General features: G+C 69.2%; 24 protein-coding genes. 14 read left to right on the top strand and 10 right to left on the bottom strand.

The genetic code is table 11. The features are described 5' to 3' along the window. Window positions 1-16 precede the first annotated feature (16 nt). Complete coding sequence (locus OG579_RS06470; RefSeq protein WP_045823530.1) at window positions 17-397, bottom strand: hypothetical protein; 381 nt, start codon at window positions 395-397, stop codon at window positions 17-19. Between the two features lie 96 nt (window positions 398-493). On the opposite strand from OG579_RS06470, the gene hisN reads away from it, so the two are divergent. Then, a complete protein-coding gene (hisN, locus tag OG579_RS06475) occupies window positions 494-1,294 on the top strand; it encodes a histidinol-phosphatase (RefSeq protein ID WP_328858505.1) in 801 nt (266 codons plus the stop codon). Here the strand turns inward: hisN and OG579_RS06480 are convergent. Both OG579_RS06480 and OG579_RS06485 read right to left on the bottom strand, forming a co-directional pair. Next, window positions 1,287-1,760 (bottom strand): DUF2752 domain-containing protein, encoded by a 474-nt coding sequence (locus OG579_RS06480; protein ID WP_328858506.1) that lies wholly within the window; start codon window positions 1,758-1,760, stop codon window positions 1,287-1,289. The genes hisN and OG579_RS06480 overlap by 8 nt on opposite strands. After that, the gene (locus OG579_RS06485; protein ID WP_082501991.1) at window positions 1,760-2,170 is read right to left on the bottom strand and encodes an NINE protein; all 411 of its coding nucleotides are present in this window, start codon (window positions 2,168-2,170) and stop codon (window positions 1,760-1,762) included. Before OG579_RS06485 ends, OG579_RS06480 begins: the two co-directional genes overlap by 1 nt. A gap of 226 nt (window positions 2,171-2,396) precedes the next feature. On the opposite strand from OG579_RS06485, the gene OG579_RS06490 reads away from it, so the two are divergent. Together OG579_RS06490 and OG579_RS06495 are read left to right on the top strand one after the other, a co-directional pair. Next, the gene (locus OG579_RS06490; RefSeq protein ID WP_045823532.1) at window positions 2,397-3,764 is read left to right on the top strand and encodes an acyl-CoA dehydrogenase family protein; all 1,368 of its coding nucleotides are present in this window, start codon (window positions 2,397-2,399) and stop codon (window positions 3,762-3,764) included. 45 nt (window positions 3,765-3,809) lie between these two features. After that, entirely contained in the window at window positions 3,810-5,027 is a 1,218-nt protein-coding gene (locus OG579_RS06495; protein ID WP_045823533.1) for an acyl-CoA dehydrogenase family protein, read from the top strand. A gap of 114 nt (window positions 5,028-5,141) precedes the next feature. Here the strand turns inward: OG579_RS06495 and OG579_RS06500 are convergent, their stop codons facing one another. Next, window positions 5,142-6,629: an MFS transporter gene (locus OG579_RS06500; RefSeq protein ID WP_328858507.1), complete on the bottom strand. Its 1,488-nt coding sequence runs from the start codon at window positions 6,627-6,629 to the stop codon at window positions 5,142-5,144. Between the two features lie 124 nt (window positions 6,630-6,753). Between OG579_RS06500 and OG579_RS06505 the strand changes: the two genes are divergently transcribed. The 3 genes from OG579_RS06505 (at window position 6,754) to OG579_RS06515 (ending at window position 8,869) form a co-directional block, all read left to right on the top strand. Then, the gene (locus OG579_RS06505; RefSeq protein ID WP_162243428.1) at window positions 6,754-7,335 is read left to right on the top strand and encodes a TetR/AcrR family transcriptional regulator; all 582 of its coding nucleotides are present in this window, start codon (window positions 6,754-6,756) and stop codon (window positions 7,333-7,335) included. Window positions 7,336-7,747: 412 nt separating this feature from the next. Further along, window positions 7,748-8,077: a transglycosylase family protein gene (locus tag OG579_RS06510; RefSeq protein WP_328858508.1), complete on the top strand. Its 330-nt coding sequence runs from the start codon at window positions 7,748-7,750 to the stop codon at window positions 8,075-8,077. 195 nt (window positions 8,078-8,272) lie between these two features. Beyond that, window positions 8,273-8,869 carry a TetR/AcrR family transcriptional regulator gene (locus OG579_RS06515; RefSeq protein WP_328858509.1) on the top strand — a complete coding sequence of 199 codons (597 nt, stop codon included), beginning with the start codon at window positions 8,273-8,275 and terminating at the stop codon, window positions 8,867-8,869. A 30-nt stretch (window positions 8,870-8,899) separates the two neighbouring features. On the opposite strand, the gene OG579_RS06520 is transcribed toward OG579_RS06515, so the two are convergent. Then, the gene (locus OG579_RS06520; protein WP_045823537.1) at window positions 8,900-9,358 is read right to left on the bottom strand and encodes a MaoC family dehydratase; all 459 of its coding nucleotides are present in this window, start codon (window positions 9,356-9,358) and stop codon (window positions 8,900-8,902) included. Window positions 9,359-9,397: 39 nt separating this feature from the next. Next, window positions 9,398-10,123, bottom strand: a complete 726-nt coding sequence (locus OG579_RS06525) for a glycoside hydrolase family 25 protein (RefSeq protein ID WP_408068756.1) — start codon at window positions 10,121-10,123, stop codon at window positions 9,398-9,400. A 78-nt stretch (window positions 10,124-10,201) separates the two neighbouring features. On the opposite strand from OG579_RS06525, the gene OG579_RS06530 reads away from it, so the two are divergent. Further along, the gene (locus tag OG579_RS06530; RefSeq protein WP_328858510.1) at window positions 10,202-10,837 is read left to right on the top strand and encodes a class I SAM-dependent methyltransferase; all 636 of its coding nucleotides are present in this window, start codon (window positions 10,202-10,204) and stop codon (window positions 10,835-10,837) included. Window positions 10,838-10,850: 13 nt separating this feature from the next. Here the strand turns inward: OG579_RS06530 and OG579_RS06535 are convergent, their stop codons facing one another. The 3 genes from OG579_RS06535 to OG579_RS06545 all read right to left on the bottom strand — a co-directional run bounded on the left by OG579_RS06535 (window position 10,851) and on the right by OG579_RS06545 (window position 13,025). Continuing rightward, window positions 10,851-11,714: an SDR family NAD(P)-dependent oxidoreductase gene (locus tag OG579_RS06535; RefSeq protein WP_045823539.1), complete on the bottom strand. Its 864-nt coding sequence runs from the start codon at window positions 11,712-11,714 to the stop codon at window positions 10,851-10,853. Window positions 11,715-11,805: 91 nt separating this feature from the next. Further along, on the bottom strand, window positions 11,806-12,513 hold the full coding sequence (locus OG579_RS06540) for a GntR family transcriptional regulator (RefSeq protein ID WP_045823540.1): 708 nt from the start codon (window positions 12,511-12,513) through the stop codon (window positions 11,806-11,808). Next, window positions 12,510-13,025, bottom strand: coding sequence for an HD family phosphohydrolase (locus tag OG579_RS06545; protein ID WP_328858511.1), 516 nt, complete (start codon window positions 13,023-13,025; stop codon window positions 12,510-12,512). The genes OG579_RS06540 and OG579_RS06545 overlap by 4 nt, the downstream gene beginning before the upstream one ends. Window positions 13,026-13,121: 96 nt before the next feature. Here OG579_RS06545 and OG579_RS06550 point away from each other — a divergent pair, with 96 nt between their 5' ends. Genes OG579_RS06550 through OG579_RS06580 form a run of 7 tightly spaced genes read left to right on the top strand, consistent with a single transcriptional unit; the run spans window position 13,122 to window position 19,580 of the window. Then, window positions 13,122-14,249, top strand: a complete 1,128-nt coding sequence (locus OG579_RS06550) for a TIGR03364 family FAD-dependent oxidoreductase (RefSeq protein ID WP_328858512.1) — start codon at window positions 13,122-13,124, stop codon at window positions 14,247-14,249. A gap of 41 nt (window positions 14,250-14,290) precedes the next feature. Then, the gene (locus OG579_RS06555) at window positions 14,291-14,983 is read left to right on the top strand and encodes a phosphonatase-like hydrolase (protein WP_328858513.1); all 693 of its coding nucleotides are present in this window, start codon (window positions 14,291-14,293) and stop codon (window positions 14,981-14,983) included. 33 nt (window positions 14,984-15,016) lie between these two features. Further along, window positions 15,017-16,066: a 2-aminoethylphosphonate ABC transporter substrate-binding protein gene (locus OG579_RS06560; protein WP_328858514.1), complete on the top strand. Its 1,050-nt coding sequence runs from the start codon at window positions 15,017-15,019 to the stop codon at window positions 16,064-16,066. A gap of 35 nt (window positions 16,067-16,101) precedes the next feature. Further along, window positions 16,102-17,253, top strand: a complete 1,152-nt coding sequence (locus OG579_RS06565; protein WP_328859175.1) for an ABC transporter ATP-binding protein — start codon at window positions 16,102-16,104, stop codon at window positions 17,251-17,253. After that, the gene (locus OG579_RS06570; protein WP_328858515.1) at window positions 17,250-18,170 is read left to right on the top strand and encodes a 2-aminoethylphosphonate ABC transporter permease subunit; all 921 of its coding nucleotides are present in this window, start codon (window positions 17,250-17,252) and stop codon (window positions 18,168-18,170) included. Before OG579_RS06565 ends, OG579_RS06570 begins: the two co-directional genes overlap by 4 nt. After that, window positions 18,148-18,945, top strand: coding sequence for an ABC transporter permease (locus OG579_RS06575; RefSeq protein WP_328858516.1), 798 nt, complete (start codon window positions 18,148-18,150; stop codon window positions 18,943-18,945). Before OG579_RS06570 ends, OG579_RS06575 begins: the two co-directional genes overlap by 23 nt. A 20-nt stretch (window positions 18,946-18,965) precedes the next feature. Continuing rightward, window positions 18,966-19,580 carry a Type 1 glutamine amidotransferase-like domain-containing protein gene (locus OG579_RS06580; protein WP_328858517.1) on the top strand — a complete coding sequence of 205 codons (615 nt, stop codon included), beginning with the start codon at window positions 18,966-18,968 and terminating at the stop codon, window positions 19,578-19,580. Window positions 19,581-19,588: 8 nt separating this feature from the next. Here OG579_RS06580 and OG579_RS06585 read toward each other — a convergent pair whose 3' ends face one another. Beyond that, the gene (locus tag OG579_RS06585; protein WP_328858518.1) at window positions 19,589-20,977 is read right to left on the bottom strand and encodes an ankyrin repeat domain-containing protein; all 1,389 of its coding nucleotides are present in this window, start codon (window positions 20,975-20,977) and stop codon (window positions 19,589-19,591) included. Between the last annotated feature and the right edge of the window lie 17 nt (window positions 20,978-20,994).

The raw sequence follows: 20,994 nt of genomic DNA on the forward strand, positions 1-20,994 counted from the left end.
GGGGACAACTGGAGACTCACGCGGCGGGCGGGACCTCGAGGCTGCCGAATCGCCAGCTGGTGTCGGTCTTGCCGGGCTTGTAGACCACCGGCATGTCGGCACCGATCTGGGGCCACGGCGTCTTGCCGGTGACCACCATGTGTCCGTAGACGTTCGTGGGCGCGGTGTCGGGGCCGATGATCGTTCCCGAGACGGTGCAGTACATCTGGTCGTTGCGGTCGCCCTCGTCGGGACGGTCGCTCACACCGGTGACCGTCAGGGTGCCCTGGACGAAGCCGGCACCGACTCCCCCGCCGCCGAACAGACCGCCGGTTCCGCCGGCGCGACCCCGTCGCCACTGGAGCACCATGAACGTGAGCAGCACCGCGAACATGACGAACAACACGACCGAGACCATCTGCGGGGTCCACCTCTCCTTCGTCCCACCGGCGCATCGCCGGTGGGGAGATTCGGACAATTCGCCTCGCCCGAACTGCCCAGTAGCCTACCGGGCATGGCATCGCACCCGTCTGATCTGCAGCTGGCCCTCGAGATGGCCGACCGCGCCGACGCGATCACCGCGGCCCGTTTCGGTGCACTGGATCTACAGGTCTCGGACAAACCCGATCTGACGCCGGTGTCGGACGCCGATCTCGCGGTGGAGACCGACGTGCGCGCCGTCCTCGCCGAGCGTCGACCCGACGACGCCGTGCTGGGCGAGGAATTCGGCGGTGCGGTCCGTCTCGCGGGTCGACAGTGGGTGGTCGACCCGATCGACGGGACGAAGAACTTCGTCCGCGGCGTCCCGGTGTGGGCCACGCTCATCAGCCTGCTCGTCGACGGCCGACCCGTACTCGGGGTGGTGTCGGCTCCGGCGCTGCACCGACGGTGGTGGGCGGCCGAGGGCGAGGGCGCGTTCGCGACGGTCGGCGCCGGTGAGCCGCGGCGACTCGCGGTGTCGGGGGTGGCCGAGATCGGCGCGTCGAGCCTGGCGTTCTCGAGCTTGAGCGGGTGGGCCGATCGCGGCGCCCGCGACCGGTTCATCGCCCTCACCGATGCGGTGTGGCGGGTCCGCGGCTACGGCGACTTCTTCAACTACTGCCTGGTGGCCGAGGGCGCGGTCGACGTGGCAGCCGAGCCGGAGGTGTCCCTGTGGGATCTCGCGGCGCTCGATGTGCTGGTCCGCGAGGCGGGCGGGGTGTTCACCGACCTCACCGGCGCGCCGGGACCGCACGGTGGCAGCGCGGTGGCCACGAACGGCCTGCTGCACCACGCGGTGATCGACGCCCTCGGTGTCACCGCACCGGTCACGTGACGGGCGGGAACCAGCCGGTGCCCATGCCCGCGTCGATCGCGCGCGCCACGCCGTAGGCGATCCAGAGCCCGGCGACGAGCCACACCACCGGATGGCGCGCGACCCCGGCGACCCGCCCGATGCGCGCGGGTCCGGCAGATGCGACCGCGAGGGTGAGCACGATCATCGCGGCGACGAACGCCATGCTGATCGGTCCGAAGACGTTGTAGGAGAACGCCGTCGCGACATCGCCGTGGCCGAGCGCGATCCAACTCCGCGTGAGGCCGCATCCGGGGCAGGGCAGACCGGTGACCACGCGGAACGGGCACAGCACCGGACCCGACGTGCTGATCGACCGCGGCAGCGCCACGGCGGCGACGATCGCCCCCGCACCGACGGCGGCCGCGATCAGCACCGACACCCTCGCGCCGACACCGTCGTCGCCCTCGGCGGATCGACGGGTGGGCGCAGTGGTCGGCGCGGACATCACCGCAGCGGGACGCCGTTCGAGTCGGGCACCTTGCGCAGGATGATCAGGATGAAATCGATCAGCGACCACACGCCGAGTCCACCACAGGTGATGAGCTTGAGGATGCCCAGACCGGTGTAGCCCAGCCAGAAGCGGTCGATGCCCAGGGACCCGAGGAAGAAGGAGATGAGGACGGTGGTGAGCCAGTCCTTGTCGGAGAACAGCCCCGGCACCTGCGAGACGGGGAACCACGAACTGGTGGTGGTGCGCACCTGCATCTCCGGCTTGAGCTGGCCGGTGCGGGTGAGGTTCTGCAGGTCGAAGTAGGTCATCGGACCCTGCTCCTGACCGAGGATCGCGGCGTAGAAGGTGTCGTTCTGGGGGCCCGACGGCGGCTGCATCGGCGTACCCATGGGTGGTTGCGTCATGCGCAACAGATTAGGTCACACAACCCGGCAAAACGGCCTGGACGACACATTGGATCCCACCCAGATCAGCGACGTCGCGGAAATGGGTGGTGACATCTTCCTTACCGGTCGGTAAGGTGCATCTTACTGCCGAGTAAGATCGGCATCGCCGCAAGTCGGAGCCCTCGGGCCACCCGACACTGCGTCGTCCAGCCCTGAACATCGACCACGAAACTGTAGGTGCGAAATGTCTACTCACACTGAGCCGCGCGACACCTCCGCGGTGGGCAAGAACGCCCCTAAGACGAACGCGATCGGTGCCGCGATGCGGTTCCTGACCGTTCTCACCGGATCGGACATCGCCGAGCGCTTCGGCCTCCGCGAGCCGATCAACCGCGTCGCCTACCAGGGCACCAAGAGCGGATTCCAGACCCTCGGCGCGGCCAGCCGCGCGTTCAAGACCGTGCAGGGCGGTGGCTCACCGAAGCGCCTGAGCACCCCGGGCAAGGACTACTTCAACATCGCCCCGGACGACGAGCAGAAGATGATCGCCGACACCGCGCGCGAGTTCTCCGAGGAGATCCTGCGCCCGGCCGCGCACGACGCCGACGAGGCCGCCACCGCGCCCGAGGAGCTGCTGACCCGGTTCGCCGAGCTCGGCATCACCACCATCAACGTGCCCGAGGAGTTCGACGGCGCGGCCAGCGAGCGCGGCGTGGTCACCAACGGCCTGGTCGCCGAGGCGATGGCCTACGGCGACATGGGGTTGGCCATCCCGCTCCTCGCACCGAGCGGTGTCGCGACCACGCTGACGCAGTACGGCAGCGACGCGCAGCAGAAGACCTTCCTCCCCGACTACGCCGGTGAGAACGTCCCGCAGTCGTCGGTGATCATCGCCGAGCCCCGTGCTCTGTTCGACGCCTTCGACATCAAGACCAAGGCGACCCGCGCGCCCAGCGGCTACAAGCTCGACGGCGTGAAGTCGTTCGTGCCCGCCGCCGGCTCGTCGGAGCTGTTCATCATCGGCGCGAACCTCGACGGCCGCCCGGCGCTGTTCCTCGTGGAGGCCGACTCCGAGGGCCTCATCGTCGAGGCCGATCCCGGCATGGGAGTGCGTGCGGCCGGAATGGGTCGCGTCGTGCTCAACAACGTGTCGGTCCCCAAGTCGGCTCTGCTCGGCGAGGAAGAAGGCGACGCGGCGTTCGCGGCCTACCGCGACGTGGTCCGGTTGTCCCGCCTCGGCTGGTCGTCGCTGGCCGTCGGCACCTCGCAGGCCGTGCTCGACTACGTGGTCCCCTACGTCAACGACCGTGTCGCCTTCGGCGAGCCGGTCTCCAACCGTCAGGGTGTCGCGTTCCCCGTCGCCGTGATGGCCACCGAGCTCGACGCACTGCGCCTGGTCACCCAGCGCGGCACCTCGCGCGCCGAGCAGGGACTGTCCTACGCCCGTGAGGCGGCACTCGCCCGGAAGCTGGTGTCCGACAAGGGCATGCAGATCGGTTCCGACGGCGTGCAGCTCCTCGGTGGACACGGCTTCACCAAGGAGCACCCCGTCGAGCGGTGGTACCGCGACCTGCGCGCGGCCTCCATCGGCGAGGGCATCGTCGTCCTGTAACCGTCCCGACTCCCCCAACGACTTCTTCCTCGAAAAGAGAAAACAATGGCAATCAATCTCGAACTGCCCAAGAAGCTCCTGGTGACCGTCGACCAGGCGCACCAGGCGGCGGCGAACATCTTCCGGCCCGTCTCGCGCAAGTACGACCTGCGCGAACACGATTACCCCATCGAGCTCGACACGTTGGCCAGCCTGTACGACGGTCTCACCGAGACCGGTCAAGCCGGTGCGGGCGCCGACGGCGGACGCAAGCAGCCGCAGAAGGAGCTGCCCGAGGGCGCCGTCGCCAACGGCGGCAACATGGCGGCCTGCCTCAACGTCCTCGAGACGTCCTGGGGTGACGTGGGTCTGGTGCTCAGCATGCCGTACCAGGGTCTCGGCAACGCCGCGATCTCGGCGGTCGCGACCGACGAGCAGCTCGAGAGCTTCGGCAAGGTGTGGGCCGCCATGGCCATCACCGAGCCCGGCTTCGGCTCCGACTCCGCCGCCGTGTCGACCACGGCCGTGCTCGACGGCGACGAGTACGTCATCAACGGCGAGAAGATCTATGTGACCGCCGGCTCGCGCGCCACCCACATCGTGGTGTGGGCGACAGTGGACAAGAGTGCCGGTCGCGCCGCGATCAAGAGCTTCGTGGTGCCGCGTGAGCACCCGGGTGTCACCATCGAGCGTCTCGAGCACAAGCTCGGCATCAAGGTCTCCGACACCGCGCAGATCCGGTTCGAGAACTGCCGCATCCCCAAGGAGAACCTGCTCGGTTCGCCCGAGGTGGACACCAAGAAGGGGTTCGGCGGCGTCATGCAGACGTTCGACAACACCCGTCCGATGGTGGCCGCGATGGCGGTGGGTGTCACCCGCGCCGCGCTCGAGGAGATCCGTCGTCTGCTCGAGGAGGCGGGTGTCGAGATCGACTACGACAAGCCCGCGCAGTCGCAGCACGCCGCGGCGGCGGAGTTCATCCGCCTCGAGTCCGACTTCGAGGGGGCGTACCTGCTGATGCTGCGCGCCGCCTGGATGGCCGACAACAAGGAGCCGAACTCCAAGGAGGCGTCGATGTCGAAGGCGAAGGCCGGACGCACCGTCGTCGACGTGACCACCCGCGCGGTGGAGCTGGCCGGCACCTTGGGCTACTCCGAGCACCTGCTGCTGGAGAAGTGGGCCCGCGACTCGAAGATCCTCGACATCTTCGAGGGCACCCAGCAGATCCAGAACCTCGTCATCGCGCGTCGCGTGCTCAACAAGACCAGCGCCGAACTGAAGTGAGGACGTGCTGTCACCGCTGCCGGTGACAGCAGCAGAGGGGCCCGGACACGCCGAGGGGTGCGTCCGGGCCCTTCTTCGTCTGCGCGCGAGGCGATCACACGCCCACGCGTCGGGTCAGCCGACCTCGACCGGCGTCGCGATCGGTTCGGGCGCGTTGTCGGCGGAGCGCTGACGCCGCTCCCCCTGCGTGAGGGCCATCAGCACCATCCCGGCGCCCAGCAGGATCGCCGAGGCCCAGAACGTCTGCTGCACACCGGCGGTGAAGGCGTGCAGCGGTGTGCCTCCGGCCGCCGCACTCGCCGACCCGAACACCGTCACCAGGACCGCGAGGCCCAGCGTGCCGCCGAGTTGCTGCATCGCGTTGACCATGCCCGAGGCCGCGCCGGCATCGGCCGGGGCCACCCCGCGCAGCGCCGCGGTGGTCAGCGACAGGAACGACGTCCCGCCGCCGAGGCCGATGAGGATCATCGGGCCGATCAGCTCGAGGTAGCTCGACCCCTGGTGGATCTGGGTCAGCCACAGCATCCCGGCGATCGCCAGACCGAAGCCCACCATCAGCAGTGCCCGCCCCGAGAACCGCACCGATGCGTACCGCGCCGAGAACTGGGTCGCGGCGAAGGTCGACGCGGTCATCGGCAGATACGCCAGACCGGTCTGCAGCGGGCCGTAGTGCAGCACGTCCTGCAGGAACTGCGTGAGGAAGAACATCATCCCCATGAAGCCCGCGACCATGACCAGACGTCCGGCGTACGACGCCGAGCGCGGCACGCTGGCGAACAGACGCAGAGGTGTGATCGGTTGGGCGGCCCGACGTTCGGCGACGACGAAGGCGCCCAGCAGGACGACGCCCACGATCAGGGAGACGAGGGTGACCGCGTCCGACCACCCCTTCTCCGCGGCGTTGACCAGGCCGTAGACGACCATGCCGATCCCGACCGTCGAGTAGAGCGCACCCTGCAGGTCGAACGGCTTGCGCGAACGCTCGGTGGCGGGCAGGGACAGCGCGCCGGCGATGAGCACAACGATGCCGATGGGCACGTTGACGAACAGCACCCAGCGCCAGTTCAACCACTGGGTGAGCGCACCACCGAGCACGAGGCCGATCGAGAAGCCGCCGATGGAGACGGCGGTGAACAGCCCCAGGGCCCGATTGCGTTCCCGCCCTTCGGGGAAACGCGTCATGAGCAGCGCGAGGGCCGCAGGCGCGGCGACCGCGGCGCCCACGCCCTGCGCCGCCCGGGCCACCAGGAGCGCGACACCGTCGACGGCGAACCCGCCGGCCATCGAGGCGACGACGAACAGCGCGAGCCCGCCGAGGAAGGTGCGGCGGCGTCCGAGGATGTCGCCCATGCGGGCCCCCAACAGCAGGAGCCCACCGAAGGTCAGGGTGTACGCGTTGAGCACCCACGACAGCGATGTCGACGAGAAGCCCAGTGCGCGTTGGATGTCGGGGAGTGCGACGTTGACGATGGTCGCATCGACGACCACCATCAGCTGGCACCCGAGCACGCTGATGAGCACCAGCGTGCCGAGGTGGCGGGACAGTGCGCCGGGCATCCGGCCCGATGGGGCCGGGGAACGGCGAACAGAGGGAATGGACATGTGTGGTCTCCCTAGAGGGTCGGAGTACACTCGAGCGCGAAACGGAAGCTTCCTCCGGATACGATACGGAGGCTCCCTCCGTTTTGCAACACCTCGTGCTGCCCGCATCGACAAGGAGGTCGGAGTGACGAAGGCGACCCCGGCCGTCTCCCGCGCCCCCCGCGCCGACGCCGTCCGCAATCGCGACAAGCTGGTCGCCGCGGCACGTGCACTGTTCGCCGAGGGTGGTGTCGACACACCGCTCGAGCGCGTGGCCGCCGACGCCGGTGTCGGGATCGGCACCCTGTACCGCAACTTCCCCAGTCGCCAGTCGCTGATCGAGGCCGTCTACCGCAGTCAGTCCGAGGAGATCGTCGCCAACGGCAAGCAGTTCGGCGAGACCATGGCTCCCGACGACGCGCTGGTCGCCGTCTTCGACGAGTACCTCCGCACGGCGGCGTCCAAGCGCGGGATGAAAGAGGTCATCCTCGCCGAGCTCGGTGCCGACGCCCCGGTGTTCGTCGACTCCCGGGAGAACTCCCGCGCCATGATCGAGACGATCCTGGTCGCGGGACAGGAACAGGGTCTGTTCCGTGACGACGTGACCGCCGATCAGGTCTTCCGGCTCATCGGCGGACTGTCGATGACCTGTCACGTCAACGGCGACATCGCCGACAGTCGCCCGCTTGTCCGCGTGGTCATCGACGGGCTCCGTCGCACGCGCTGAGCCTCGGATCGACAGGCTCGCGACCGTCGCCGACGCCGTTCCGGACCCTCGGTCGGGACGTGTCCCCGTTCACATTAACACGGTGTTCCTCGTCACGAGAACACCCGGCTGGGCACCCGTCCACCCCCTTTCCGACACGCCGAGATGACCTGCTCCGACGACGGCCCGACGGCGTCGCGAGCCCCGTCTCGCCGACCCCCCACCACCAGGTTTCTCGATGTGACCGCACGCCGTGTCGGTTTGTAGCGTCGCCTCCGGTTCGAGATCGAGTGCTCTCGTCGCCCTGCGATGACGGCCTGCCGAGCAGACCTGCAGTCGATCTCGACGACCGCCCGAGCGAGTCCACGGGCGGGAGAGAACACCCAGCGCCGCGCACACCGACATCTCGACCGCGGCGCGTTGAGGAGAAACCATGAGCACGACCATCCGCACCCTGACCCTGCGTGCAGGAGTCACCGGCGTCCTGGCCGCTGCATCGTTCGGCCTGATGGCCGGCACCGCGTCCGCCGAGGGCGGGCACAACTGGGACGCGGTCGCCGCCTGCGAGAGCGGCGGCAACTGGGCGATCAACACCGGTAACGGCTACTCCGGGGGCCTGCAGTTCACCCAGAGCACCTGGGAGGCCAACGGTGGCAGCGGCAGCCCGGCGGCCGCCAGCCGCGAGGAGCAGATCCGCGTCGCGGAGAACGTCCTCGCCTCGCAGGGACCGGGCGCGTGGCCGGTCTGCGGCAGCAACCTCTGATCCGAGGAACCGACGCCCGAACGGGCGACACGGGAACCCGGCTTCGCGCGCGGAGCCGGGTTCCTGCGTGTGTGGGGCAGAATGTGTGCAAGTGAGCAGTTCCCGGCGCACACTGTGGATCGATATTGATTCATTAGATATTGTCAACGTGGACCGCAGTCCACATCGGATTGCGTGAGGGTGAGGGATCGACAGATGAACACAGGCCGTTCCACGGTCGCGCGGGGTACCGGCCGCGATGTATTGCTCGAAGCCACGTTGCGGCTGATCGGCGAGCGGGGTCTCCACGCGATCACGCTGCGCGAGGTCGCGGCGGCGGCGGGCCTGTCGCTGGGGTCGACCACATATCACTTCGCCGACCGCGACGCCCTCCTCATCGCGGCCCTGTCGCGCTTCGCCGACTCGGTCGTCGAGCAGTGCGACACCGCGCTGGCCCGGCCCGAGCTCGACACCATGACGCCGCGCGAACTGATGACCGCGGTGTTCGCCGATTTCAGCGCCTCGTACTGCGAGCCGAACCGGATGCTGGCGCAACTCGAGATGTACACCGAGTCGGCGCGCAACCCGACCGTCGCCGCGATCTCGGACCGCTGCATGGCCGCCTACCGGCGTCTGCTGGTCCGCGCGTTCGCCGCAGCCGGTCTGCCCGACGCCGAGACCGACGCGCGTATCGCGCACGTGATGGTCTACGCCGACGGTCTCGCACTGCAGAGCGCCGCGAAGGGCACCCCCTGCGAGTTGCAGGCGGATGCACCGGCGGTCATCTGGGCGCTCGCGACCGCCTCCATCTGATCGGGGGCCGCGCCGCAGGGCGCGAGACGGTCAGAACGCGACGCGGGTGATGGTCTCGGCCACCAACGACGGCTTCGGTGCGTCGCGCACGGTCAGCGTCTGCGTGACCACCATCTCGACCATCCCGTCCTTCGTGGCCTGCGCCGAGGTCAGCACCGCGGTCAGGGAGACCTCGGAGCCGACCGGCACCGGAGCCGGGAAGCGCACCTTGTTCGAGCCGTAGTTGATACCCAGCTTCGCATTCTCGATGCTGTAGAGCTGCCACGCCAGCATCGGCACCAGCGACAGCGTGAGGTAGCCGTGGGCGATCGGCCCGCCGAACGGGCTCTCCGCCTTCGCGCGCTCGACGTCGACATGGATCCACTGGTGGTCGCCGGTCGCCTCGGCGAACTGGTTCACCCGCTCCTGGGTGATCGTCAACCAGTCGGTGGTACCCAGGGTCTCCCCTGCCGCACCGAGGATGTCGTCTGCTGATGTGAACACTCGCATGGGGCAAACCTACCGCCGCGACCGCAGGGCGACCGGTGATCAGCTGTTCGCGTAGGCGCGCAGCGGGCCCTGCGAACCGCTGTACCGGTTCATGTCGGTGCGCCCGGGGATCCCGGGGACCGACGCACTGCTCGTGTACTGCCAGAACGCCCACCGGGTCCAGCCCCCGGGCAGCGGCCCGGGCGCCGAGCGGCCGTTGTAGTCGGCGATCCACAGCGGGTAACCGCGGAAGACGTTCGTGTTGGCCATCGCGGTGCGCCAGAAGGCCGGATAGGTGTAGATGATCGGCATCCGGCCCGTCAGCAGGCGGACGGTGTCGAGGTACTGCTGCGTCCACGCGATGAGCGCGCCGGGCCCCAGGCCACCGGTCTTCTCCAGGTCGAGCACGGGTGGCAGGTCGCCGTATCCGTTGATGCCGAGGGTCACCGTGGCGAACAGAGCCGCCTGCGGCGCGGCGGGCAGAGCGGGGTCGGCGTAGTGGTACGACCCGCGAGCGACGCCGGCCAGCCGCATGCCGATCGAGTCGGGGACGAAGTACGGGTTGACGTAGCTCAGTCCCTCGGTGGCCTTGACCATGGCCATGTCCTGCCCCGATGCCTTCACTGCGAACCAGTTGATGAGGGTGCCGTTGACGTGCTGCCACGACGACACGTCAGGGCCGGTGTCGGCGGCTGCCACCGCCGCGGGTGCCGCCGCGACCATCGCCGTCGCCACAGAAATCGTCGCGACACACCGTCGCAGTCGTTGACTTCGCATCACTCGCATGCTGTGACGGTAGGGCATGAAGTGGCTCGAGGTACAGGTGTGACCCTCGGGCGGTCGCGTTCTCAGTAGGGTGACGGGATGGACGAGGACTTCTGGAACGCCCGGTACGACGAGGACGATCGCGTGTGGAGCGGCGATCCGAACGGCGCCCTGGTCGACGAGATGACCGACGTGGCGCCCGGCCGCGCACTCGATCTGGGCAGCGGTGAGGGCGACGACGCGCGTTGGCTCGCCGCCCGCGGGTGGGAGGTCACGGCGGTGGACATCTCGAGCGTCGCCATCGACCGGGCACGCGCACTGGGCGCGGCCGGCTCCATCACATGGGAGCGGCGCGACGTCGCCGTCGACGGTCCGCCGTCCGGCCCGTTCGATCTGGTGTCGATGCAGTACTTCCCGATGATGCGGGTCGAGGGCGACGGGCCGATGCGCGCCCTGCTCGACGTCGTCGCTCCCGGCGGCACCCTGCTGTGGGTCGCACACGACATGACCGACATCCACCGCCACCAGGCCGAGCACGCCGCGAACGCGGCCGACGACGAACCCCGTTGGCGTGGTCCCGATCTCGACAGCATCTACCACACCGATCACGTCGCGGCCCTTCTCGGCGACGAATGGGCAGTGGTGCGCAACGAGTTACGGCCGCGTAGACACAGTGGCGTCGGCGGCGGGGCCCATCACGTGAACGACGTGGTGCTGCGGGCCGCGCGCGCCTGACCCGGCGTATCGATCAGCCGAGCGGATTGGATCCCGGTGTCGCGGCCGACATGTCGGTGACGGTGGACCACTGCGCGCGCAGGTCGTCGACCGAGGGCGGGGTGTCGAAGTGCACGCCCGCGTTGTGGAAGATCTGCGCACGGGCCACCTGCCCACCGCCGACCTCGAAGATCGACCCGGTGTCGGTGCACTCCTCGCTCATCAGGTGCGCGACGACCGGTGCGACGAAAGCCGGGGAGAGCTTCTCGAGCATCTCCGCGGGCGCGATGTCCTCGGTCATACGCGTGGCGGCAAGCGGCGCAACCGCGTTCGCGGTGATGGAGTACTTGGCGCCCTCGACCGCCAGGGTGTTGATCAGCCCCACCAGTCCGAGTTTCGCGGCGCCGTAATTGGCCTGCCCGAAGTTGCCGTAGAGACCGCTGGTCGAGGTGGCGACCACCACGCGCCCGAAGCGCTGCTCCCGGAAGTGCGGCCACGCCGCGCGGGTCACGTTGTACCCGCCGTAGAGGTGGACCTTGATGACGGCGTCGAAGTTCTCGTCGCTCATCTTGTGGAACGAGCCGTCACGCAGGATGCCCGCGTTGTTCACGACGCCATGGATGGCGCCGTAGGTGTCGAGTGCGGTCTGCACCAGCGCCTGCGCGCCCTCGGCGGTGGCGACGGAGTCGTAGTTGGCGACGGCGCGGCCACCGGCGTCGGTGATCTCGGAGACGACGGTGTCGGCCATGGCCGAACCGCTGCCGGACCCGTCGCGAGCTCCGCCGAGGTCGTTGACCACCACCAGCGCACCCTCGGCGGCGAGCAGCGTCGCGTACTCACGCCCCAGCCCACCTCCGGCGCCGGTCACCACGACCACCCGGTCCTCGACTCCACTCACTGTTCGCTCCTGCCCTCGCCCGACATGTCGTCGCGACGTGTCTACCACCCGAGGTGACCGGCGACACCGACACCTCGCCGACCGCGGCGCGTCACTCGCGCAGGATTGCCTCGAATGCCACGCGATCTCCCCGGTAGAGCGAGCGCACCTTCTCGATCGGGCGTCCGTCGACGTCGAGACTGCGACGATGCATCAGCAGCATGGGCATCGCGGTGGTCGTCTCGAGCAGGGTCGCCTCGCGGGGTGAGGCCAGCACGGTCTCGATCCGCTCGTTCGCGCTGCCGAACGTCACCCCCGCCTCGCGGATCGCCGCGTAGAGCGACGTCGTCGGATCAAAGGTGTCGGTGAACGATCCGAACCGATCCCAGGGCAGGAAGGTGCTCTCCAGGCCCAGCTTCGCGCCGTCGGCGAGCAGTACCCGCTCGAGGTGCATCACCGTCGACCCGCGGGCGATCTGCAGTTCGCCGCAGAGTTCGTCGTCGCCGACGATGTCCTCCCACGTCACCAGCAGACGTCCGGGCACACGTCCGTGGCTGATCGCCCCCTCGGTGTAGGACAGCAGCGACAGCGGTTGGACGAGCTTGGGTGCGGCGACCACAGTTCCTCGACCCCGCCGCTCGATACGACCCTCCACCAGCAACTCGTGGAAGGCCTGGCGCACGGTCTCGCGCGACACCGCGAACCGTTCGGCAAGGTCTCGCTCGGCCGGGACCGCGTCGCCCACCTCGAGGGTGTCGACGATCCGCTCCAGCTCGGTCCGCACCGCGTAGTACTTGGGGACCTTGGGCGCGGCGGTCATCTCCGGGCCACCCGTCGCGCGACGTCCAACGCCTCGTCGATCGACAGCGCCTGTGCACCGGGCACTTTGGCGGCGTCGTCGTAGCGACGCAGCCGGAGCGCGTCGGGCCACCAGACGTGACCGGTGCGAGATGATGTCGCGAGTGCCCCACCCTGATACGCCAACGAGCTGACCGACGTCGGCGACAGCGCGCGCGCATAGTCCTCGTCGGTGGCGGCGAGATACTGCTTGGCCTCCACGTGCGCCCCGGCGAGCCAGCCGACACGAGCGCCGAACCGTGCGGTGAGCCATTCCTGCGCCGCGTCCTCGTGATGCACCGAGGGATCGGTGAGCACCACCGGACTGTGTCCGACGTCGTGCAGCACGCTCGCGAGGACCAGCTCGTCGTCGGCGTCGTCGTCGGCCGCCCGACGTCCCGCCTGGAGCGCGTGGTCGAGTTCATCGACCTCCACCTCGTCCCACACCCCGCGCAGCGACGCCAGCACCTGCGCCGTCTCGTCGATCACGTCCACTCCGTGAGCCTAGCGTATTGGTCTATACCAATTGTTAACCCAGCGTTATCGCCGCGGTCATTGATTGGTCTAGACCAATAATGCGGGCTGGCACCCATGAGAATCGTCATCGTCGGCGGAGGCATCCTCGGCACCTCCCACGCCCGCTCGGCCGTGCTACGCGGCCATCATGTGATCCACCTCGAGCGTGAGCCGGAGGCCCGCGGTGCGACCGTCCGCAACTTCGGCCTGGTCTGGGTGTCCGGGCGTTCCGCGGGAGAACTGGCCGTCGCCAACCGATCTCGCGACCTGTGGGAGGAGATCGGCCGCTCGGTCCCCGGCGTCGGTTTCCGTCCGGCCGGATCGATGACGCTGCTGCGCACCGCGGACGAGGTCGCCGTCGCCGAGGATGTCGTCGCCCGGGCCGACGCCGCCGACCGCGGGTTCCGGCTCCTCGATCCCGACGAGGTGATCGCCGTCAACCCCGCGCTGCGCGGCAAGTACCTCGCCGGGTTGCACTGCACCCGTGACGGGGCCGTCGAATCGCGCGTCGCGCTCCCGGCGATCCGAGATGCGCTGAGCGCCACCGGCCGCTACGAGTTCCATCCGGGGTGTGAGGCGCGCGAGGTGACGTCGTCATCGGACGGGGTGAGCGTGCGTGACGACGCCGGCCGGGTCCACCGCGGGGACGCCGTCGTGCTCTGCGCCGGCGCAGCGCACGGCGGGTTGGTGCGCGAGGTGGCGGGCGACCTGCCGGTGCGTCGCGTGCGACTGCAGATGATGCAGACCGCCCCGCTCGACGAACCCCTGACCACCGCCATCGCCGACGGCGACAGCTTCCGCTACTACCCCGCATTCGTCGGCGACACCCTCGACGACCTGCGAACACGCCAGCCGCAGCCCGAGGTCGCCGCCGAACACCGGATGCAGCTGCTGTGCGTCCAACGCCTGCACGGCGGACTCACCATCGGCGACACCCACCACTACGACGAGCCCTTCGACTTCGACGTCGCCGAGGCGCCCTACGACCACCTCCGCGGCGTCGTCGAGGAATTGCTGGGGCGCGATCTCCCGCCGATCGTCCGGCGCTGGGCCGGCGTCTATTCGCAATGCACCGATCCCGACGAGATCGTCTGTCGCCGTGAGGTGTCGCCCGGCATCTGGGTCGTCACCGGCCCGGGTGGCCGCGGCATGACGCTCGGTCCGGCCATCGGCGAGGACACCGCCGACGCCATGGCGCTCTGACGCATCTCCGATCCCCACTCCTCCCCGCGAAAGGGACACCCTTGTCCACCGCCACACCCCCAGCCATCGCACTCGCCGTGCTCGACATGGCCGGGACCACCGTCGAAGACGGTGGACTCGTCCTGGCGGCGTTCGACGTCGCCGCGACCGCCATCGGCATACCCGCCGACGGACCCGAGCGCGACCACGCGTGGCAGTACGTCATCGAGACGATGGGCCAGTCCAAGATCACCGTCTTCCGCGCCCTCACCGGCGACGACGAGGAGCGTGCCCAGCTCGGCAATCGCGCCTTCGAGGCGGCCTACGACGACCTGATCGGCACGGGCGACATCCGACCGATCGAGGGGGCCGAGAAGGCCATCGCCACACTGCGCGAAGCGGGCGTGAAGGTGGCTCTCACAACCGGTTTCAGTCGTGCGACCCAACACCGGCTGCTCGACGTGCTCGGATGGGCCGATGTCGCCGATCTGACGTTGTCACCCGAGGAGGTGGGCCGTGGGCGGCCTTACCCCGACCTCGTCCTGCGCGCGGTCATCGACCTCGAGATCGACGACGTCGGCGCTGTCGCCGTACTCGGCGACACCTCCAGCGACATCGTCAGCGGCCTCCGGGCCGGTGCGCGCATCGTCGCCGGAACGCTCACCGGCGCCCACGACCGACAGCAACTCGACGACGCCGGTGCGACCCACGTCGTCGACTCCGTCTCCGACTTCACCCATCTTGTTCTGCCCTGATCACCCGTCACACCACACCGCAAAGGACTTCCCATGTTCACTCCATCCCGCCGACTCCGACACGTCGCCGCCGCGATCTCCTCCACCGCCCTGGTTCTGGTCACCGCCACCGCCTGCGGCGGGACTGGGACGGCCACATCGGGCTCCGACACCGTCACCGTCTACAGCGCCGACGGCCTCGGCGACTGGTACAAGACGGAGTTCGCAAAGTTCACCGCCCAGACGAAGATCTCGGTGAACTACGTCGAGGCCGGCTCGGGCGAGGTGGTCTCCCGCGTCCAGAAGGAGCGCTCGAACCCACAGGCCGACCTCGTGGTGACCCTGCCCCCGTTCATCCAGAAGGCCGACGAGTCAGGCCTGCTCGCCGATTCCGGCGTCGACACCTCGGCCGTCGCTGCCGACAACAAGGACGAGGGCGGCAAGTACGTCTCCATCGTCGACAACTACCTGTCGTTCATCCGGAGCCCGCGGGCGACGCCCGCCCCCAGCACCTTCGACGATCTGCTCGATCCGCGCTTCGCGAGCAAGATCCAGTACTCGACCCCCGGCCAGGCCGGCGACGGCACCGCCGTCCTGCTGTTGCTGCAGCACCTGCGCGGACAGCAGGGTGGTCTGGACTACCTGAAACGCCTGCAGGCCAACAACGTCGGGCCGTCGAGCTCCACCGGCAAGCTGCAGCCCAAGGTGAGCAACGGTGAGATCATGGTCGCCAACGGCGACGTGCAGATGAACCTCACGTCCATCCGCGACGACAAATCGGCCTTCGAGGTGTTCTTCCCGGCCGAGGCGAACGGGACGCGCACGACGGTGTCGCTGCCGTATGTCGCCGGTGTGGCGACGGGCGCACCGCACTCCGAGAACGCCAAGAAGCTTCTCGAGTTCCTGCTGTCGGCCGATGTCCAGAAGACCGTCGGGCCCGACGCACTCGGCGTGTCGGTGCGCTCCGACGTCCCCGCCGACACCTCCGCGAACTCACCCGCGCGGGCCATCGCCGGGGTGACCGTCTGGCGACCGGACTGGAACTCGGTGCTCTCCGGTCTCGACGCGAACATCGCCGCGTACCAGAAGGCAACGGGGAGTTGATGATGTCCGACCCCAGAGTGTCGGTGACGCGGCGGATGCGTGGTTCGGTGTCCTCGACACCGACACCTCCCTCCTCGACGACGCCGGCGATCACCTTCGACCGTGTCACCGTGACCTATGGCCGCGGTCGATCCGCCTCGGAGGCGTTGTCGGACTTCAGTCTCCGGGTCGCACCGGGTGAGACGGTGGCCCTGCTCGGTCCGAGCGGGTCGGGCAAGTCGACCGCCCTCAAGGCTCTCGCCGGTTTCGTGCGCCCCTCCTCGGGTCGGGTCCGGCTCGGCGACCGCGACATCACCGATCTCCCACCGGCCCGACGCGGGATCGGTGTGGTCGTCCAGTCCTATGCACTGTTCCCGCACCTGCGTGTCCGCGACAACGTCGCGTTCGGGCTCCGCGCCCACCGTGTGGCCCGGTCGGAGATCGGCGACCGGGTGACCGACGCGCTGTCGATGGTGAGCATGTCGGCGTACGCCGATCGGTTGCCGCGGGAGCTGTCCGGCGGCCAACAACAGCGGGTGGCGATAGCCCGAGCGCTTGCCATCCGCCCCGGTGTGTTGCTGCTCGACGAACCGCTGGCCGCACTCGATGCCGCTCTACGACAGTCGATGCTGACCGAGCTGCAGCAGCTTCGGGCGGCACTGCCGGACACCGCGATGCTCTACGTCACCCACGATCAGAGCGAGGCGCTCGCGCTGGCCGACCGCGTCGCGGTCATGCGCGACGCCCACCTGGTCGATCTCGACACGGCCGACGCCCTCTGGGCGCGTCCGCCGTCGACGTTCACCGCCGCCTTCCTCGGCGGCGCGAACCTGGTCCCCTGCACCGTGGGCCGGGTCTCGGGAACGAGCGCGCTGGTGTCGGTGGGTGATCGCATGCTCAGTGTGACCGCACCACCGCGTCGCGTCGGTGCACCGGACTGGGCGCCGGGCACCTCGGCGATGGTGTGTATCCGACCGCATGAGATCACGGTTGCCGCGACGTCGGGTCATGGATCGATCCGCGCCCGGGTCACCGCCACCGTCTGGCAGGGGTCGACGACCCGGGTGACGCTGGCGGTCGACGGCCTCCCGGACGTGCTGCTCGACGCGGACCTCCCGGGACGCACCGAGCACGACATCGACTCGGCCGTGTGGGTGACCATCGCGCCCGGCACCGGGGTGTTGGTGTCGACGAACGGCGCGCCATGACAGCCGATCTGGCCGAACGCCCGCTCGAGGAGTCGACACCGGAACCCAACCCGGTGATCGGGCGCAGCGCGGCGGCGTGGTGGACGATCGGTCCGCTGGTGATCGTCGCCGTCGTGGCGGTGTATCCCCTCATCCGTGTCCTGGTCAACTCCACCGCGGGACACGGTGCGAGTTCGTGGTCGGGGGTGCTGTCGTCGGAGCTGTTCCAGAACTCTCTGCTCACCACGGCGCGGATCGCGGTCTGCGCGACGCTCGGGTGTCTCGTGCTCGGCACCTTCATCGCGGTGGTCCTCGCCTTCGTGCCGTTCCCCGGTTCACGGGTGGTGGGGCGTCTCATCGACACCGTGCTGACGTTGCCGTCGTTCCTCATCACCCTGGCCTTCACGTTCCTCTACGGCAGCGCGGGCATCGTCAACGCGGCCCTGTTCGAGATCATCGGCTCCCGCCCGGTGAACTTCCTGACCACCGAACTCGGTGTCATCGTGGCCGAGATCACCTTCTTCACCCCTTTCGTCGTGCGACCGCTGCTCGCCGCGTTCGCGATGGTCCCGCGCGATCAACTCGACGTGGCAGCCAGTCTCGGCGCATCGCCCTGGCGTGTGCTGCGTACGGTCGTGATGCCCGAGGCCTGGCCCGCACTGACCGCAGGCGGAGGCCTGGTGTTGCTCCTCACGCTCAACGAGTTCGGGATCGTCCTGTTCACCGGGGCCAAGGACGTCACCACGCTGCCGGTCCTCATCTACACCCGCGGGATCGTCACGTTCGACCTCCCCGGCGCCGCGGTGATCGCCACCGTGCAGATCGCGTTGTCGATCTGCCTCTATCTGCTCTACCGGCAGGCGTTCTCACGCCTGAGCTCGCGGCGCGGCGCGCCCCACCGAAAGGACGACAGCGATGCTGTTCTGGACCCGACGTAGTCGCGCCGCGGTATGGGCACTGTTCGGCGTCGTCGTGGCGATCGTCTTCGTCGCGCCGATCGCCACCGTGGTGCTGGCGGCCTTCTCGGGGTCGTGGAATGGTCCGCTACCCACCGATCTCGGGCTGGCGCGGTTCGGCGACGCGCTCTCCGGTGACGATCTCGCCAGCCTGTCGGTGAGCCTGCAGACCGCGGTGATCGCCGGTGCACTGGCGTTGATCGTCGGGACCTGGGCCGCACTGGCCGCGCGGTCGGCACCGTCGTGGCTGCGCCGCGTCACCGACGCGGCGTTCCACATCCCGATCGCCGTCCCGTCGGTGGCGATCGGTCTGGGACTGTTGATCTCGTTCAACTCGCGGCCGCTGCTGCTCGGGGGGACGAAGTGGATCGTCATCGTCGCCCACATGGTGTTGGTGCTGGCGTTCGCGTTCAGTTCGGTGTCCGCGGCCGCGGAACGTCTCGACCCCGCACTGCGTCAGGCCGCGGAGTCACTCGGCGCCGGCCCTGCGCGCGTGCTGTTCGGTGTCGAGTTGCCGCTGCTGTTGCCGGCACTGGGCGCGGCCGCCGGCCTGGCCATCGCGCTGTCCATGGGTGAGTTGGGGGCCACCATCATGGTCTATCCGCCGACCTGGAAGACACTTCCGGTCAGCATCTTCGGGCTGTCGGATCGCGGGCAGGCCCTCTCTGCGGCCGTGTTGACCACCACGCTGCTGGCGGTGACCCTGGTGGTGCTCGCCGCTGTGAGCAGAGTGCGCACTCGGGCATCTCTGCGCTGACGGTCGCTACATTCGTCGACATGCGACTGTTCCTGACGTGCCTCGGTGTCGATGGACACGACGACCTGCTGGTGTCGGTGACGGGACGCGGCGCGACGATCGGCGTGGTGCTCAACGCCATCGACGACCGACCGTCTGATCGCGCGCTCGCCGGGGAGATCGAGCACGCCGAGATGACCCGACTCGGTCTGCGGCCGGTGGAGCTGGACCTGCGCGAGCACGCCGATGTCGCGCGACTGGCCACCGTCGACGCGCTGTGGGTGCGCGGCGGGAACACCTTCGCCCTCCGGTCCGCGATGGCCGCACACGGCGCCGACACCGTGATCACGCGGCGCATCGGCGACGACTCGCTCGGGTACGCCGGCTACAGCGCGGGCGCCGCGGTCCTCTCGCCCGATCTGTCGGCCGTCGCCGAAGTGGACGACCCGTCGGTGGTCGCCTCCCCGATCACCATTGGACTCGGCGTGCTCGACCGACCGCTGATCCCCCACATCGGTGGGAGCTACGACGACGGCATCGCCTGCACCGCACTGAGTCGACGCCTCGCGGCCGAAGGCATCACGCACCACGCCCTGCGCGACGGCGAAGCCCTGGTCAGTCTCGGCGGCGAGCTGCGCCTCGTGCCCCGCCGCTGACCGACGGGTCAGCTCTCGAACAGCTCGGCGAGGTCGTCGTGGCCGAGATGGCGAGCCCACTGCGCAGGCATCGAGTCGAAGCGGGCGTCACGGATCGTGGGATCGGCACCGAGTTCGAGAAGACGGACGCACATGGCGGCGTCGTCGCGTTCGACGGCCGTGTGCAGGGCGGTCTGCCACGGTTGATCGACCTCGATGTCCGACCGTCCCATCGCGTCGATGTCGAACCCGTTGTCGCTCAGCAATTCCACGGCGGCGACCCGACCGTGGGCCGCGGCCCACACCATCAGGGCCGGGCGGGCGTCGCGCACGGCCGACACCACGTCGGCGGACGTGGCGGTGACCGCGCCCGCATCTCCCGCCAGCACCGCCGCGACGAACGACTCCTCCGGTGACAGCGTCGGCATCGCGGCACCCAGTGCGGTGAGGCGGTGGGCGAGCGCAGCGTGACCGTGTCCGACGGCCACATCGATGGGGAGTCGGCCGTCGGGAAGCGGCGCACCGACGTCGATGCCGTGGGAGGCGAGCAGGTCGACCCGGTCGCGTTGATCGTGGGTCACCGCCCACGCGAGCAGTCCGCCGACGATGTCGCGGGGTGCCGGCAGGACGTCGGGAAGTGCTGCGCGCCAGGGCCCCCCGTCGCCACGGCCGAGGCCGTGCTCGAACAGTAGCGCGTATACGCTGTCATCGGTGCCGAACATGCGGTTGTAGACGGTCTGGCCGTCGTTGGCCTCGGCACCCGCCTCGAGCAGCAGACGCGCGAGGTCGAGGACGTGTGGATGCGGCGGCTGGTCCCGCTCTCCCCCACCGCACACCCCGGTGAGGATCGTGAACGGGGTGGCCAGACCTGCGAAGAATCGCCCGTCGTTCGCATCCGCTCCGGCCTCGATCAGGAGCTGTGCGGCCGCGAGGCAGTCGTCGACGTCGGTGTCGAGGCGACCGTACGCGAGGTACATCAGGGGCGTCCAGCCGAACGGGCCCACTGGTTCGCGCGCCGCTGAGGTGTTGTCTGTCAACATCTCTCGCAGCGCAGCCACATCGGCGGTGACCGCCGCGGTCGCCGTGTTCGTCCGGCTCAGGCTCGGCTGCGCAGCGAGAAGCTCCTCTGCGCGGCCGGCGTTCTGCGACTCGTCGCGCTGATAGGTGAGGCACGCGAGGTCGAGGAACGCATCCGCGGCGGAGTCTGTGGTGCGGTCGGCGAGAGTCCATCGACGACCGGTGATGGCCTGCACGTGCCGTACGAGGCGCGGCCAACTGGCGAAGCCGTACTCGCGGGCCAGGTCGCGCTGCGCGGTGGTCAGCGGATACCCCGGGTCGTCGCGGCGCACCGCGCGCTGCAGTTCTCGTGCGCGCGTGCGCAGTTGATCGAGATCGGGGTTGTCGGGAAAGTGTGCCACGGCAGGCTCCTCTCGTT

It is taken from the genome of Williamsia herbipolensis (assembly GCF_036153515.1).
In the GTDB taxonomy this organism is placed as follows: Bacteria; Actinomycetota; Actinomycetes; order Mycobacteriales; family Mycobacteriaceae; genus Williamsia_A; species Williamsia_A herbipolensis.